The organism is Thalassotalea sp. 1_MG-2023 (assembly GCF_030546745.1).
Taxonomy (GTDB): Bacteria; Pseudomonadota; Gammaproteobacteria; order Enterobacterales; family Alteromonadaceae; genus Thalassotalea_C.
Window position 1 is genome coordinate 104,508 of record NZ_JAUOPD010000010.1, and the last position, 16,688, is coordinate 121,195.

Annotated in this window: 15 protein-coding genes; 8 read left to right on the top strand and 7 right to left on the bottom strand. The window is 38.2% G+C overall.

Annotated elements, in window-relative coordinates:
• Window positions 1-38: 38 nt before the first annotated feature.
• Window positions 39-1,028 (bottom strand): GlxA family transcriptional regulator, encoded by a 990-nt coding sequence (locus Q4489_RS10020; RefSeq protein WP_303479727.1) that lies wholly within the window; start codon window positions 1,026-1,028, stop codon window positions 39-41.
• A gap of 115 nt (window positions 1,029-1,143) precedes the next feature.
• Between Q4489_RS10020 and Q4489_RS10025 the strand changes: the two genes are divergently transcribed.
• Window positions 1,144-1,410: a hypothetical protein gene (locus Q4489_RS10025; RefSeq protein ID WP_303479729.1), complete on the top strand. Its 267-nt coding sequence runs from the start codon at window positions 1,144-1,146 to the stop codon at window positions 1,408-1,410.
• Between the two features lie 71 nt (window positions 1,411-1,481).
• Window positions 1,482-2,291 carry a tRNA cyclic N6-threonylcarbamoyladenosine(37) synthase TcdA gene (gene tcdA, locus Q4489_RS10030; protein WP_303479731.1) on the top strand — a complete coding sequence of 270 codons (810 nt, stop codon included), beginning with the start codon at window positions 1,482-1,484 and terminating at the stop codon, window positions 2,289-2,291.
• Here the strand turns inward: tcdA and Q4489_RS10035 are convergent.
• A complete protein-coding gene (locus Q4489_RS10035; protein WP_303479734.1) occupies window positions 2,288-3,919 on the bottom strand; it encodes a SufS family cysteine desulfurase in 1,632 nt (543 codons plus the stop codon). The two genes, tcdA and Q4489_RS10035, sit on opposite strands and share 4 nt — an antisense overlap.
• 163 nt (window positions 3,920-4,082) lie before the next feature.
• Here Q4489_RS10035 and Q4489_RS10040 point away from each other — a divergent pair, with 163 nt between their 5' ends.
• Window positions 4,083-4,268 carry a hypothetical protein gene (locus Q4489_RS10040; protein ID WP_303479737.1) on the top strand — a complete coding sequence of 62 codons (186 nt, stop codon included), beginning with the start codon at window positions 4,083-4,085 and terminating at the stop codon, window positions 4,266-4,268.
• 28 nt (window positions 4,269-4,296) lie between these two features.
• Here the strand turns inward: Q4489_RS10040 and Q4489_RS10045 are convergent, their stop codons facing one another.
• From Q4489_RS10045 to pnp, 3 genes are all read right to left on the bottom strand, one after another.
• Entirely contained in the window at window positions 4,297-5,661 is a 1,365-nt protein-coding gene (locus Q4489_RS10045) for a lipopolysaccharide assembly protein LapB (protein WP_303479740.1), read from the bottom strand.
• A 9-nt stretch (window positions 5,662-5,670) separates the two neighbouring features.
• Window positions 5,671-6,564: a lipoprotein NlpI gene (gene nlpI, locus Q4489_RS10050; RefSeq protein WP_303479742.1), complete on the bottom strand. Its 894-nt coding sequence runs from the start codon at window positions 6,562-6,564 to the stop codon at window positions 5,671-5,673.
• 125 nt (window positions 6,565-6,689) lie between these two features.
• Window positions 6,690-8,819: a polyribonucleotide nucleotidyltransferase gene (pnp, locus tag Q4489_RS10055; protein WP_303479745.1), complete on the bottom strand. Its 2,130-nt coding sequence runs from the start codon at window positions 8,817-8,819 to the stop codon at window positions 6,690-6,692.
• A gap of 405 nt (window positions 8,820-9,224) precedes the next feature.
• Between pnp and Q4489_RS10060 the strand changes: the two genes are divergently transcribed.
• Window positions 9,225-10,238 (top strand): metalloprotease, encoded by a 1,014-nt coding sequence (locus Q4489_RS10060; protein ID WP_303479747.1) that lies wholly within the window; start codon window positions 9,225-9,227, stop codon window positions 10,236-10,238.
• A gap of 91 nt (window positions 10,239-10,329) precedes the next feature.
• On the opposite strand, the gene yegD is transcribed toward Q4489_RS10060, so the two are convergent.
• Entirely contained in the window at window positions 10,330-11,688 is a 1,359-nt protein-coding gene (gene yegD, locus Q4489_RS10065) for a molecular chaperone (RefSeq protein WP_303479749.1), read from the bottom strand.
• A gap of 159 nt (window positions 11,689-11,847) precedes the next feature.
• Here yegD and Q4489_RS10070 point away from each other — a divergent pair, with 159 nt between their 5' ends.
• Window positions 11,848-12,606, top strand: coding sequence for a type 1 glutamine amidotransferase domain-containing protein (locus Q4489_RS10070; protein ID WP_303479752.1), 759 nt, complete (start codon window positions 11,848-11,850; stop codon window positions 12,604-12,606).
• Window positions 12,607-12,649: 43 nt separating this feature from the next.
• On the opposite strand, the gene Q4489_RS10075 is transcribed toward Q4489_RS10070, so the two are convergent.
• The gene (locus Q4489_RS10075; protein WP_303479754.1) at window positions 12,650-14,299 is read right to left on the bottom strand and encodes an electron transfer flavoprotein-ubiquinone oxidoreductase; all 1,650 of its coding nucleotides are present in this window, start codon (window positions 14,297-14,299) and stop codon (window positions 12,650-12,652) included.
• Window positions 14,300-14,582: 283 nt separating this feature from the next.
• Here Q4489_RS10075 and Q4489_RS10080 point away from each other — a divergent pair, with 283 nt between their 5' ends.
• The 3 genes from Q4489_RS10080 to Q4489_RS10090 all read left to right on the top strand — a co-directional run bounded on the left by Q4489_RS10080 (window position 14,583) and on the right by Q4489_RS10090 (window position 16,686).
• Window positions 14,583-15,335: an electron transfer flavoprotein subunit beta/FixA family protein gene (locus Q4489_RS10080; RefSeq protein ID WP_303479755.1), complete on the top strand. Its 753-nt coding sequence runs from the start codon at window positions 14,583-14,585 to the stop codon at window positions 15,333-15,335.
• The gene (locus Q4489_RS10085; protein WP_303479757.1) at window positions 15,332-16,258 is read left to right on the top strand and encodes an electron transfer flavoprotein subunit alpha/FixB family protein; all 927 of its coding nucleotides are present in this window, start codon (window positions 15,332-15,334) and stop codon (window positions 16,256-16,258) included. The genes Q4489_RS10080 and Q4489_RS10085 overlap by 4 nt, the downstream gene beginning before the upstream one ends.
• Before the next feature lie 98 nt (window positions 16,259-16,356).
• Window positions 16,357-16,686 carry a stress response translation initiation inhibitor YciH gene (locus Q4489_RS10090; RefSeq protein WP_303479760.1) on the top strand — a complete coding sequence of 110 codons (330 nt, stop codon included), beginning with the start codon at window positions 16,357-16,359 and terminating at the stop codon, window positions 16,684-16,686.
• Window positions 16,687-16,688: the final 2 nt, after the last annotated feature.

Below are 16,688 nucleotides of genomic sequence, written 5' to 3' on the forward strand. Positions count from 1 at the left end.
AATAAATACTCAAATAATTATTCATTTTTTATAACCGTTTATACCGCGAATTTTTGACGATAATCTTTCGGTGTTAAGCCAGTAAATCTTTTAAATAATTGTCGAAAACTACTAATGTCTTCATATCCAACTGACCAAGTAATTTTGTTGATTGATTCAGTTGAGTTCTCTAATTTCAACTTTGCCTGTTCAACCCGTATTCGTTGCAAATACGTTAAAGGATTCTCTGACGTTGCTTGTTTAAAACGCCGTTTAAACGTACGTGAACCAAGACCTACCCTTTCAGCTAACGCTTCTATTGATATATCTTGTTTATAATGACTTTCGATGTACTCTTGCGCTTTTAAAATGGCTTGATCATGATGGTCTTTTTGTTTTTCGAAACTCACGTAAGGCGATTGCTTCTCACGTATTGGATCAAACACTAATAGTTTCGCGCATTCAGCGCTGATATCTTTACCGATATACTTATTTATTAAATATAAAGACAAATCAATATAAGATATTGATCCACCAGAGCAAATTGTATCGCCATTATCAACAATAAGCTCATCTGAAGTGAGCTTAATATTGGGGTATAAGCGTCTGAACAAATCTGCATTTCGCCAATGTGTTGTCGCTAATTTTCCTGTTAATAGCCCACTATTAGCTAACAAAAAAGCTCCTGTACAGTAACTTGCTACGACGGCACCTAACTGATGGTAGCGAGTTAACCAATTGACTATTGCACTTTGATGTTCTATTTCTGTTGATTCTTGACAGCACTCAACAACAATTTCAGCACTAGCTGAAATAATCAAAATATCTAATGCATCGTTTGTTTTAATTGATGCCGTTGGTTGTATTTCGATACCATTAAACCCTGTCACAGGGCGATCATCAATTGTGTATATATTACAGTTGATATGATGTTTACTATTTTTCCCGTACTTTTTTTCAATACAGAAATTAGCCGCATAAAAAATATCAAGCACACCATAAATACCCGAAACCATACAATTGTTTACAGCAATTAAACCAATATTCATTACACACCTACAGCAACACTGTCACTTTTACCTTTTAATATGTCAAATATGACACTTGTTGATTTAATGCGCAAGTCATAAACTTTACTTCGTGAGCCTTCAGGAGGAAATTCACATGATAAAAACGATACGCTTCATTCAAACAGTACACACTTTATTTATGTTAGTTATTTTTATTACCTTCGCAGTAATACCATTTTATTATCCAATATCAGCATTCGGTGCTTTTGTTGTTTTGCCATTATTACTATTAATGACCATAACTTTTGGTGTGATAATAGATAACAGATTGAATAGACTGTTAAATAACATCAATACTATTTCAGGTACGATTAAAGCACATGTAAAAGACTGCCCATATTTAAAAGGAATATGTTGCTAATAAAATACAGTTTTGCCTAATAGAAGTACTGACTATATAATGCGCCAACTTTTTAGTTTAGTTGTCGTGTTATGTCAGATTATCAAACAAGGTTTGGCGGTATTGAACGTTTATATGGACAAGTAGGTACTGCTGCGATTCAAAATTCACACATTTGTGTTGTAGGCATAGGTGGTGTTGGCTCTTGGGTGGCTGAATCGCTGGCCCGAACCGGTGTAAGTACCCTTACCTTAATTGATTTAGACGACATTTGTACTACGAATACTAACAGGCAAATACATGCGCTTACTTCGACTGTCGGTCAAAGTAAAGTTGATGTGATGGCTGAACGCATCTCACTTATTAACCCTGATTGCATTGTTCATTGTATTGAAGATTTTGTTACGAAAGAAAACTTAGCCGATTTAATGGATAAAGGGTATGACTATGTCATTGATGCTATTGATTCTGTACAAATCAAAACAGCAATGATAGCTCACTGTAAGCGAAATAAAATAAATTTAGTCACTATTGGTGGCGCTGGTGGGCAAATCGATCCGAGTAAAATTGCTATCTCAGATCTCGCACATACTTACCAAGATCCCTTATTATCAAAAGTACGAAACCAACTTCGTCGGGAGTTTAATTTTAGCCGCAATACTAAAAGAAAATTCGGTGTTGATGCTGTTTTTTCAACCGAGCAATTAAACTATCCAGATGGCTCAGGTGAAGTATGTCAAGCCAAACAGGCTAACAACGGTGCAATGCGCCTTGATTGCAGTGGTGGTTTTGGTGCAGCTACGCATGTAACGGCAAGCTTCGCTTTTTTTGCTGTGGGTAAAGCATTAGATAAAATCACTAAAAAAGCACGATTAAAAAATCAACGTTACGTATCAGATTAGCCAATAACACGCTTTATTTTATTTACAATCGCTAACAGCCCATTACCGCGTGATGGGCTTAAATGCTGAAGAAGCCCTAATGAATCAAAGTACCTATTAAAATCAAACGCTTTAACATACGGTACTGGCTTATTATTTACCGCTTTTAGCACAATGACTAATAATCCTTTGATAATTTTAGCTTGTGAAAATGCTTGAATAACCACCTCGTTTTTGTCATTCACATAAACATACAGCCATGCATCACTTTCACAGCCATCAACGAGTGTTTCGTCTGTTTTCAACGTATCAGGCATTGTAGCCAACGTTTTACCAAGTAGCATAATTTGACGGTGCTTGGCATCCCAAGACTGCGCCTTTGCAAATAAAGGCATAATATCGTTAGGAAGCATTTCTGTTTTACTCGTGACATTTGGCCTTTCGTGCTCAGTGAGAAAGTTTTTTAGCAAGGCTATTAATTTATCAACGTCTTCTTTTGTATTGTAAAGTGCTAACGATACTCTAATACAGCCTTGCACAGCCAAGTATTCCATTAAAGGCATCGCACAATGATGCCCTCCTCTCACAGCGACACCTTTACTATCCAGATAACTAGCAACGTCTTGTGGGTGGATTGCTTCGATATTAAACGAAAATATGCCAATGTCAGGTTGCTCACTAACTAACAAGGCTAAAGGCTTTAAAGCTGATAATTGCTGATAAGCATATTGAGTAAGCGCTTTTTCATTATCTCTTACGCTTTGATTCGTTTTTAAAAAATTAATTGCCGCATCAAAACCAATGATGCCCGCGATATTCGGAGTACCCGTTTCAAATTTATAAGGTAGGGTATTAAAAGTGGTGCCAGAGGTAAAACTTACTTTTTTGATCATTTCTCCGCCAGTTTTATAAGGCGGCATAGCATTGAGGAGTTCTGCTTTTCCATAAAGGCAACCTACACCAGTAGGGCCATACATTTTGTGCGCAGAAAAAACCATAAAGTCACAATCGAGTTGTTGAACATTAATTGGGAGGTGAGCGATGGATTGTGCAGCATCAAGCAGTACTTTCGCCCCAACCGTTTTCGCTTTAGCAATAATGCCTTCAATCGGGTTTATCTTGCCGATCACATTTGAAATGTGATTAATTGATACCAATTTTGTTTTTTCAGATAATAAATTTTCGAATGAACGAACATCAATAATGCCTGTTTCGGTCAACCCAATGACGCGTAACTTTATGCCTATTTCTTTTTCAAGTTGCTGCCAAGGCACAATATTCGCGTGATGCTCTGCCTGGCTAACAATAACTTCATCGCCCGCTGTTAATTGAGATCTTCCCCAAGAATAGGCAACAAGGTTTATTGCTTCTGTAGTTCCACTGGTCCAAATTATTTCGTGCGCATGTTTTGCATTAATTAACTGCTGAACAGCAATTCTAGTCTCTTCAAATTGCGTTGTTGCCTTACTCGCTAAAGAATGTGCTGAACGATGAACATTGGCATTACTTTGCTGATAATAGGTTTGTATTGCTTCAATGACACTTTTGGGTTTTTGTGTAGTCGCAGCATTATCGAGATAAATAATTTCATTTCCGTTAACTTCTTGATCCAACAAGGGGAAAGTTCGGCGTAATTGAGTAAGTTCCACTGACGTCATTAAACAATAAAAAAAGCATCATAAATTTGCAACGAGTATAACCCATCCTTAATACATATTTTTAATAAAATTTCCCTGTTAGTTACTTTTTCGTCTTATGTAAAAAGTGAAAAATTGACTATAACTTAATTAAGCAAATTGCTAGGTGTATATCATGGCTTTATTTTCGTGGTTCAATGCAAAAAATCAATCGTTATTACCCCAAACACAACCTTTCACACAGAGACACCCTAAAAACATAAAACATACCAATAACTGGCCAACAACGCATATTCCCATAAACAAGAAAACGGATATAAATAAAATATTACCATTAAGAGAGGCTAACGCTCCTAGATAACCAGATATATATCGGTTGTTTACCAATATTAATGTAAACGTTGCGCATTTACTCGATGATCAGGCATCATAAATCGTTTTGGCTGCTGCTTAAGTAGTTGCCAATATAATGTTGGCACCTTTAATTCAAAATATTCAAGCTTTGTTTTTGATGGTATTGGTTTAAATGCTTGTAGCTTGATGGCGATATTGTTACTTGTGCGATTACCTTGACAAGTTCGGCTACGGTATAAACCTACGAGGTTATTTGACGAGTCAGAGGTACCGAGTTGCCAACCATTTTCAGTCGCAGTTAACACTGGCGTAGTAGGTAAAATATGATCACGCCATGGCAGCTGTTCTAATACTTTTGCTCGCAGTACCTTTCGATCACCATGTAACACTTCGTTTTTCAGCACCACTACGTTGTGTGCAAAAGGTTTAGCTTGTGCAGTTGAACATCGTTGATGATTTAGTGGTAATGGATACTCATCAATAAAGCCGAAAGAGTGCATCAATTCATGCACTAATACATCGATAGTATCGTGGCGATCAATATAAATAATACCATGATCAACATTAGCCCCTCCTTCTGGGTGCATGATCAATAAATAGTCTACATGCGTTAGTTGATACGATTTCCATATATTAACCTTACATTGAATGCGATCAGTGTTTTGATGAAAACATGCTAAAGCTTTTAACGGTTGATAAAGCGGTTTTTCAAAACAAATATAATCGTTTATCGGGAACGCTGATAGTTCGCGTATACGATGCTGTAATAAAATTAAGTCGCCGAGCTCTGTCGCTATCGGTTGAATAGTTTTCTCACATTGACGATTCAATGGTTTTAACTGTTCAAAAATTGAAAAGTTAGCGAGTGTAGTAAACAAAGGATCACGATTATCAATTATCGCTAGTAGTTTTGTACGTTCTTGATATTTATTTTCATTACCCAGCATTAATGCAGTTTCTATTGATAGTTTAAGTATGTCTCTGTGCTCTGTATAGGAAGAAAGTAAGCGATCTGCTTCCGCTATTTTTTTTTCAATAATGTAAGATTTAGCTAAACGTGATACTGCTTGTTTATCGCCTTGCTGGGCAGATTTTTTTAACCAAAATAGCGCCTGGTTCTCGCGACCTAAATGCCGATAATACTCAGCAATTTCATAACTTACTTTAGGAGCGTCAGTTGATATTTCAATACTGGCACGAAGCCACTTTTCACTACCGACTTTGTGGTTTCTTCTTAAAAAATGATAATAGGTAGGTAATTCTTTATACGCCCCATAATTTTGCAACCATGATGGGGCAATATCACGCTGTAAGGCGACATTAGTAATCGCGGGTAGTAATAACGGTATGGCTAAAAGCAAGACAGCGCATACCGATATGATCAGGCTTTTCAACCTCATGGTTTTCGATTAAGAATCAGGAAATTTAATTTTAGGACTTTTTAACAGATCAAGTTCTAACTGTGCATAGCGATGTTCAACAAACTCATAAACATTGGTACTTAATGCGAGTTTATAAAAATTAGCTGCGGCTCTTTTGTTTCCCTTGAGTAGGTTTAATTTTCCAAGATAAAAATATGCTTCACATAATCGCTCACTAAATTGTTTGTTCGAGTGTATATCTTCGGTAACAGTATCAATAAAGTGACTTTGACTAATATTACCAGCATACAAATTGACGATTGATTTTGCCCAGCTACTATCGCTAATATTTTTAGCGCGAGATTTAAGATTAGCTAAAGCTTCTTCAGCGTTTACTCTTTGTTCACCGATATATAACCATAACAGTCTGTATGGATCATTTTCACTTTGCTGATAGAATTCACGTAGATCATTAACCGCTAATGAAGCACGATCACCATAATAAAGCGCAATACCTCGATTTAAATATGCATATTGATGGTCAGGTTCAAGTTCAAGCGTAGCGTCAAACGATTCATAGGCTTGTTCATATTCTTGCATTTGCGTGTAATGAATCCCTAAAAAGTTATAGGCTTCAACCAAATCAGGCTTTAAACGTAATGCACGATTAAAATCGAGTCTTGCTAACGAGCGTAAACCAACACTGTCATAAATAACACCACGGTCATAAAAAAGTTGAGCGCGCTGCTCATCGGTAATTTCTGCGCGATGGATCACATCACTCATTCTGGCAATAGCAACTTCGCTTTTATAATTAACTGGAAGAGGCTCGGCAATTACCAGTTGATCAATATAAGATTTTGATGAAGACGATGTAGCAGAACAACCTTGTAAAATAGCGACAAGCCCTAACACAAGCGAAGAAGATAATAATACTTTCACGAATAACTCAGCCTTTATAAAATGTCTGTTTGATTATACTCATGCTATTGATGAATGCGAGTAGTTATCTACATTCATGGCACAAAAAAAGGAGCCTTAGGCTCCTTTTTTAACACGATTTAACGTTATTCAGCAGATGAATCGTCAGATGACTCTTCAGGTTGTGCTGGTTTTTCAATGCATTCTTTCATGCTTAAACGTACGCGACCTTGGCGATCTACTTCTAGTACTTTAACCGTCACTTCTTCACCTTCGTTTAATACGTCTGTCACTGCATTTACACGTTCATGTGCAATTTGTGAAATATGTACTAAACCATCTTTACCTGGTAATACATTAACAAATGCACCGAAATCTACGATACGTACAACTTTACCTGTGTAAACTGAACCTACTTCAATTTCAGCCGTTAATGCTTCAATACGTGCAATTGCATCTTTAGCTTGTTCGCCATCAGTTGCTGCAATCTTAACTGTACCGTCATCTTCGATTTCAATAGTTGTGCCTGTTTCTTCTGTAAGCTGGCGAATAGTTGCACCACCTTTACCGATAACGTCACGAATTTTATCAGCATTGATTTTCATCGTATGAATGCGCGGAGCGAATTCAGAGATATCGTCACGAGCACCGTTAATTGCATCATCCATTACAGAAAGGATATGCGTACGTGCACCTTTTGCTTGGTTTAATGCAATTTGCATGATCTCTTGTGTGATACCTTCAATTTTGATATCCATTTGTAACGCAGTAATACCTTCAGTAGTTCCGGCTACTTTAAAGTCCATATCACCTAAGTGATCTTCATCACCTAAAATGTCAGAAAGTACAACAAAGTCATCACCTTCTTTTACTAGACCCATCGCGATACCAGCAACAGACGCTTTAATTGGTACACCTGCGTCCATTAGCGCAAGAGAAGTACCACAAACAGAAGCCATTGAAGATGAACCATTTGATTCAGTAATTTCAGACACTACACGAACAGAGTACGGGAACTCATCAACAGAAGGCATAACTGCTAACATACCACGTTTAGCTAAACGGCCATGACCAATTTCACGACGTTTTGGTGAACCAACAAAACCCGTTTCACCAACACAGTATGGAGGGAAGTTATAATGCAACATAAAGTTGTCAGTTTTCTCGCCCATAATAGTATCAATACGTTGTGCATCACGTTGCGTACCTAAAGTAGCAGTTACTAATGCTTGTGTTTCACCACGAGTAAATACCGATGAACCATGAGTTCGTGGTAATACACCCGTCATAACGTCTAAGGCACGGATCATTTCAGGATCACGACCATCAATACGAGGAGAGCCTTGTGTAATACGGCCACGTACGATTGTTTTTTCTAAATCGTGAAATAAATCTTTTGCTTCTTGAACATTCAGTTCAGCATCTGTTTCTTCTAACTGCGCTAGAACGGCATTACGAATTTCAGCAACTTTTTCATAACGCGCTGCTTTTTCAGTAATTTGATATGCATCATTTACTTGTTCTGTTGCAAGTTCTGCAATTTTAGTTGCTAAATCAATATTTTTCGCAGGAGCTGACCATTCCCATGAAGGTGTTGCAACTTCTGCAGCAAATTCATTGATAGCAGTAATTGCCGTTTGCATTTGCTCATGACCATAAACAACCGCACCTAACATCACTTCTTCAGATAAAACGTCAGCTTCTGATTCAACCATTAATACTGCTGATTCAGTACCAGAAACCACTAAATCTAATTGAGAAGATTCAAGTTCAGATTGTAACGGGTTAAGTAAATATTTACCTTCAGAATAACCAACACGAGCAGCACCTACTGGACCATTAAATGGTGCACCAGAAATAGCTAATGCCGCCGAAGTACCTAATAGTGAAATAATATCTGGTGAAATTTCAGGATTTGCCGAAACAACAGTGATAATAACCTGAACTTCGTTTGTAAACCCTTCTGGGAATAACGGGCGAATTGGACGGTCAATTAAGCGTGCAATTAACGTTTCTTCTTCTGAAGGACGACCTTCACGTTTGAAAAAACCACCTGGAATTTTACCAGCTGCGTAAGTACGCTCTTGGTAATTAACCGTAAGCGGGAAGAAGTCTTGACCTTCTACCGCATCTTTTTTTGCTACTACAGAAACTAATACTGAAGTATCGTCCATGCTTGCCATTACAGCTGCAGTTGCTTGACGTGCTATTGCACCGGTTTCCAAGGTGACCGTATGCTGGCCAAACTGGAATGATTTTGTTACTGGATTGAACATTAATTTTTACCTTTATTCAAAATTTCTTTCTATCCAATCTGTACAATTATTTGTTCACTTAGTTGCCATGAAAAACTGATGACCAATAAACAAATAATTATACAGTTTGGATCTCTATCTTTGCTGACTTATTTCAGCACGGGATATTATACTGAGTGAGTTACGTATTGCTAGGTCAATTAACGATTTTATTGCTTAAAAAATCACAGATTAGGTAGATATTTTGCTATTTGATGAAATATTTAACTATTCACAGAATAGTCAAAAGTTTAAAGGCTCGTATACGTTAGAATGTATACTTACCCTTGGCAAAATTAAATTTGTCATTATTTAACTGTAAAAACTAAGCCCAACTTTTTATACTCTGCTCCCTCAATTTATTAACGGCTCGATATTTATCTAATCATGAATAAACTCGCATTCACCTATGCCGATACCCAATTTACCGTCTTTGTTAATGACTCAGAAATAATTCAAGTGTTTTGCGATCAACAAGCAATACAGTTAACCACGGTAAATAATTTCATTAAAAGCTGCCAAGTTAACGGAGCAACGCTTCGATTTGATACCGAACAATTAACAGCAGGCCGTATTGGTATTGCAACTACTGACGCCCCTTTTGATTACCTTGATGTGCCAACAGCAAGTACAGAAAATAAAACAGGCTGGCTAGGCCTAGCGGCATTGGGGCTTAAAGTTTTTAAAAGTGCAAAGGTAATTAAAGCAGCGTTAGCCGGCGCGTCTGTTGCGGGGTACGCATGGTTATTCTCTTTTGAGTTTGCCATGATGTTAATTATTTGTTTGGTCATTCATGAATATGGCCATGTTCGTGCCATGCAATATTTTGGTATTAAAACAAAAGGCATCTATTTAATTCCCTTTGTCGGCGGCTTGGCTGTCAGCGATGAAAAAATCACCACTCGCTGGCAAGACGTGGTAATTTCTTTGATGGGCCCAGCCTATGGTTTGATCACCTCAATTTTAGGTGTCGTGTTATATTATGCAACAGACATGGAAATATTTGCCGGAGTTGCTGTGATAAGTGCGTTACTGAATTTATTTAACTTATTGCCTATTTTACCGCTTGACGGAGGCCATGTATTAAAAAGTATCAGTTTTTCCATGCGCTCTTGGATAGGTTTACTTGCATGTTTAGCCGGTGTAACGCTTGGATTATGGATTAGCTATACCTTTGGCTTGATGCTCTTAGTCTTTTTTATCTTTATTGGCAGTATAGAAATAATCTTCGAATGGAGAAGCAGAAAACAATCTCATTTGTTACCGCTAGATAGGTACGGTCAAATATTTTCAGCAATAATGTATGTTGCTGTTGTCGCTGGACATGTAGCAGTGATGATGCATTTTGCTGATGCCGATAATGTAATTCTTAGTTTACCAATGAAAATATTATCGAGCTAATTACAACCTTAAAATAACAAAGCCTGAATAAATCAGGCTTTTCGATAAACGTTCTAGAGAAAACTACTGGCATAAATTTAATTAAAGCTAATTATTTAAATATTCGTTCTGCCCAGCGTGTTAAACCAGCTGTAACACTACCAAAATGGTCACCAACTACAAGCTCTACCCCTGGAAACTGTTGCTCTATATACTGGCTGATCACCGTTGATTTAGCGGTACCTCCGGTAACAAAAACAACATCAGGCTGACATTCTGCCTGTCTTACACAATCTTGCATAAGTCGCCCAATAGCCTGTAATTCTTTTTCACACGCTTGCTGGAACCCTTCAACTGACAAGGTTTGCATTAATGCATGTTCAATATAACTTAAATCAACGGTGTTATTGGGTTCTGTTGATAAAGAAATTTTGGCATTTTCAGCGCTATTGACCAATTGGTAACTTAGCTTTTCACGATATAGTTTTATTAAACGCCCCACAAGTTCAGGTTGTTCTGCATCTCGTTGTAACATTGCTAAATGCCGACCATTGGCTGCGCTATAAAACGCTGTTTGCTCATTAATGTTATTTATCGCAACCGCTTGCCAATAACTGTTCGTTGGCATTGGTTTACCCGATTTTAACTGGCTAGTTGCACCTAAATTTGGCATTAAACCGCGAAAAGCTAATTGAATATCAAAATCATTTCCCCCAATACGCTCACCTGAGTGCGCAAGCAGGTGTACACTTCGATCATCACTATCAATATAAGAAGGCCCCATTAAAATCATTGAACAATCTGTAGTACCACCACCAATATCAACAACTAATACACGTTTTTCTGTCGAAAGCGACGCTTCATACTCAAAGCCCGCCGCAACTGGCTCATACTGAAATTCAATAGAAGAAAACCCGACCCGTTTTGCGGCATTTGTTAAAATAGCAATAGCTTGTTGGTTGCTTTCCTCCCCTTTTAATCCCTGAAAATTAATCGGACGGCCAATAACGGTTTGATTAACGTCTCGTTTTAGAGAAACTTCTACTTGTTGTTTTACATGCGACATCATTGCAGCAACAATATCTTCAAATAAATCTATTTGTGGTTGCTTTAAACCACTTGCCCCTAAAAAAGATTTCGGAGATTTAATATAGTAGCCTTCTTCTGGCTCTTCCAAGTAATTTGCTAAAGCTTGTTGACCGAACGATAACTCGCTTGATAGCCCATCTAACGCTAACTCACGTAGCGCTTTTTGCCCTTTTTGCATCGGTAACATACGCAACGTTTTAAACGATTGTTGTTCACTAGGCGTTAACTGAGCATAAAGCCAACTAACAATAATATCTCTATCTGGTGAATAAAGTGTTGAAGGCATTAACGTGCCATGCGCGGGTAAGTTTACAATTTTGGGTTGGCCGTGCTCCATTACGCCAACAGCACAATTAGATGTACCATAGTCAAAACCAATCATAATATCCCCCATCGCAATAAAAAGCCGCGTAGCTTAAGGCGCTGATATCAATAGTGCAAGTAAAAACACTAAAACTTAACAAAATCAACCTATGTAAATGAGCAGCGCTCTTAAGACATCTACACTACCTACACTTTCTTTATTTAAAGGGTATACCTAATGTTTTACAGAGTCATTTTAAGTATTTTAGTCATGATATCATTCAATAATCAGGCGTTAGCTAACGATACAATAAAAGTGTTAATCGTTTTAACAAGCCACGATCAACTCGGGAGTACAGGCAAAAAAACAGGCTTTTGGTTACCTGAACTTACGCATCCTTACTATCGTTTAACGCAAGCTAATATTGACGTTGATATTGCCAGTATCAAAGGTGGATTGGCGCCAATAGACGCGAAAGCCTTTTTAGAGTCGGATGAGTTTCATCAACGTTTTCTGAATGATAAGACACTATTAAACAAAGTTCTCAACACCATACCTTTGGAAACTATCACCGCTGAAAGCTATCACGCTGTTCTTTTTAGCGGCGGCTCCGGCCCAATGTGGGATTTTCCTAATAATTCAGACATCGCACGTATTGCCACGGCTATTTATCATAATAACGGAATTATAGCTGCCGTTTGTCATGGTGTTGCTGCATTAACCAATATCACTCTACCCAGTGGTGAGCAATTGATCAAAGGCAAAAGAATCACAGGTTTTAGCAATATAGAAGAGCAAGAGTTAGGCACAGAAAATATTGTACCTTTTCTTTTACAAAATAAATTAATAGCTCAGGGGGCAACCTTCATAGAAGGAAAGCCTTGGCAAAGTAATGTGATTATTGATGGGCAGTTAATAACCGGTCAAAATCCTGCATCAGCAACGCCGTTGGCAGACGCACTTATCAATCAACTATTAAATAAACAATCAATATAAGCTTAACAAAAAAAGAAAGCCGGCATGAGCCGGCTTAAATTCATTACATGTTGGGGTAATTTGGCCCCCCAGCCCCTTCTGGGGTTACCCAAGTAATATTCTGGCTTGGGTCTTTAATGTCACACGTTTTACAGTGAACACAGTTTTGTGCATTAATCACAAACTTATCGCCATCTTCGGTACTTTCTACTTCATATACTCCTGCAGGACAATATCGCTGAGCTGGTTCTGCATACTTAGGTAAATTAACCGAAATAGGAATGCTGCTATCAGCTAATTTTAAGTGGCAAGGTTGTTCTTCTTCATGGTTCGTATTTGATAAAAATACTGAAGTTAGCTTATCAAAACTTAGTTTATTATCCGGTTTTGGGTACTGAATTACCGCACACTCTGCCGCTGTTTTCAGCTGTTCATGATCTAATGACTCATCTTTAAAGTTAACAGGTAACTTCCCACCAAAAAAGTTTTGATCAATGGTATTAAATGCACCACCCCAAAAGGTACCAAATTTATGCATCGCTGGGCCAAAGTTACGGGTATTATATAACTCGTCGTAAAGCCATGACTGTTTGAACTTTTCTGTAAAATCAATAAGATCTTTACCACCTTCATCACCTGAAACAAGTGCTTGAAATATCGTTTCTGCGGCAAGCATGCCAGATTTCATTGCAGTGTGATTGCCTTTAATTTTAGCAAAGTTAATAGTGCCAGCATCACAACCAACGAGTAATGCACCCGGCATGGTCATTTTAGGTAAAGAATTAAAACCACCTTTAGCGAGCGCTCTTGCACCATAAGAGACCCGCTTACCATCTGATAGATACTGTGCAATTTTTGGATGATGTTTATACCGTTGAAATTCATCAAATGGGCTTAAATGAGGGTTGCTATAATTTAGGTCGATAATCATTCCTACGAACACTTGATTATTTTCAGCATGATACAAATAACCACCGCCACCTGTTTCTTTATCTAATGGCCAACCAGCAGTATGAACAACTAAGCCCTCTTGATGTTTATCAGGGTCAATGTCCCATATTTCTTTGAAGCCAATGCCGTAGTGTTGAGGTGATTTATTAGCGTCTAAGGCAAATTTGCCAATGAGCTCTTTACCTAGGTGGCCACGACAACCTTCTGCAAACACAGTATATTTAGCGCGAAGTTCCATGCCTGGCACAAATGAATCTTTTTGATTACCTTCAGTATCAAGCCCCATATCACCGGTTAATATGCCAGCAACACTTCCATCATCGTGATAAATAACTTCTTGTGCCGGAAAGCCAGGAAAAATTTCAACACCTAAACTTTCTGCTTGTTCAGCTAACCAGCGGCACATGTTACCCATGCTCGCAATATAGTTACCATTATTGTGCATCGTTTTGGGTACACCAAAACCGGGGAGTTTAATCGCACTTTCATCCCCGTTTAATAAATAAATATCATCGCCAGTAACTTTGGTATTTAGTGGCGCTCCTTTTTCTTGCCAATCAGGAAAAAGTTCATTTAATGCTCTTGGTTCAAAAACAGCACCAGATAAAATATGTGCCCCTACCTCTGAACCCTTTTCAACAACACAAACCATTAGCTCTTGTTCTTTTTCTTGAGCTAACTGCATTAGCTTACATGCAGTAGATAAACCAGAAGGACCAGCCCCCACGATCACTACGTCAAATTCCATTGATTCGCGTTCCATAATTCCCCCCGAAATGATAACCACACTGAAATTCAAACACCCGTTTGATTTTCAAACACCTGTTTGATAACATCATACCTATAGAATTTTCGCCAGTAAATACTATGATGTAAAAGACTGTTTATTGGTATAAAACAAAAAACGTTCAATCGCACAAATTTACGTTGACGTTCACGTAACCCTAAAGTAGCCTTTGAACAAATTCAAGTTAAGTTATTACTAGTCTAGTTCTTTTCTATAAAAACTGGGCACTAAATTACAACAAGCACAATTAGAGGCAACGATGAAAGTATTAGTTCCGATAAAACGTGTCATCGATTATAACGTGAAAGTACGTGTAAAAGCTGACAACTCAGATGTTGATCTTGCTAACGTTAAAATGGCAATCAACCCTTTCTGTGAAATTGCAGTAGAAGAAGCAGTAAGACTCAAAGAAGCAGGTGCAGCAACTGAAATTATCGCGATTTCAATTGGTGATAAATCTTGTCAAGAACAGTTACGTACTGCACTAGCTTTAGGTGCTGATCGTGCTATTCAAATAAATACAGATGAAAAATTAGATTCATTACATGTCGCCAAACTTTTGCAAAAAGTTGTTGAAGAAGAGCAACCACAATTGGTTATTCTTGGAAAACAATCAATCGATTCAGACAACAACCAAACCGGTCAAATGTTGGCTGCGTTAACAGGCCTTCCGCAAGGCACTTTTGCCTCTGAAGTAAAAATAGACGGCGATAAAGTCAATGTTACTCGTGAAGTAGATGGTGGTTTGCAGACAGTTGCACTTAACCTTCCTGCTATCGTGACGACTGATTTACGTTTAAACGAACCACGTTATGCCTCATTACCAAACATAATGAAAGCAAAGCGTAAGCCTTTAGACGTGAAAGAAGCATCAGAATTTGGCTTAGACTTAACACCTCGTACAACCTTATTAAAAGTAACACCGCCAGCGGAACGTCAAGCAGGTATTGTTGTTGAAACAGTAGACGAGTTAGTGGAAAAATTGAAAAACGAAGCTAAGGTGATCGCATGAGCATTTTAATATATGTAGAACACGATAATAACGAATTAAAAGCTGACACACTGAAAACAGTATCAGCCGCTCAAGCAATTGGCGGAGATATTAACTTGTTAGTTGCCGGACACAATTGTGCAGCTGTTGTAGAGCAAGCCAAAAACGTAAGTGGTGTTTCAAAAGTATTAGTAGCTGATAATGCTGCTTATGCTAATCAGTTAGCGGAAAACGTCAGTTTATTAGTAACAGAACTTGCTGCCGATTATAACGTGATTATGGCAACAGCCTTAACAACGGGTAAAAACTTTATGCCACGTGTTGCTGCATTGTTAGATGTAGCACAAATTTCAGACATTATCGGTGTAGAATCTGCTGATACTTTTGTTCGTCCAATTTATGCAGGCAACGCAATAGCTACTGTACAGAGCTTAGACAGTAAGAAAGTGATCACTGTACGTGCTACAGCTTTTGATGCGGTAGCAACCGACGGTAACGCCGACGTTGTTAACCTTTCACAGGCAACTGATGCTGGTACTTCATCACATGTAAATGATGAATTTACTGAATCAGAGCGCCCTGACTTAGGCGCAGCAAACGTTGTTATTTCAGGCGGCCGCGGTATGCAAAATGGTGATAACTTCAAATTATTAGAAGGTATTGCAGATAAACTTGGCGCCGCAATTGGTGCCTCTCGTGCAGCTGTTGATGCAGGCTTTGTACCTAACGATATGCAAGTAGGTCAAACAGGTAAAATTGTTGCACCAGACTTATATATTGCCGTTGGTATTTCAGGTGCCATCCAACACTTAGCTGGCATGAAAGATTCTAAAATCATTGTTGCCATCAACAAAGATGCCGAAGCGCCAATATTCCAAGTAGCCGACTACGGTATTGTTGCTGACTTATTTGACGTATTACCTGAGCTTGAAAACAAACTATAAGCCAACTTATACGGTAATAGAATAACAAAACCAGTCGAAAGACTGGTTTTTTTTATGCTTAAAGATATAATGCCGAAAACTTACGAAGGGCTTATCATATGTCTTGGCAAGATCAATTATCGCAACTCGTTTACTCAACCGACGAAGGTAGAATTGAACCTGAAAAGGTTGAACAAATCACCCCTTCCGATGGCACAGCAAAAGTTAGACGCGAAACAAAAGGACGTAAGGGCAAAGGCGTAATTGTTATTTCTGGATTAGGGCTTGATCAAAAAGCACTAAAAAGCTTAGCAAGTACGTTGAAGAAAAAAGCCGGCACAGGCGGAAGTGTTGTCGATGAAACCATCGAAATACAAGGCGACAAAAGAGACGTGATCAAAGCTGAATTAGAAAAAGCAGGTTACAAGGTTAAATTTATTGGTGGTTAACA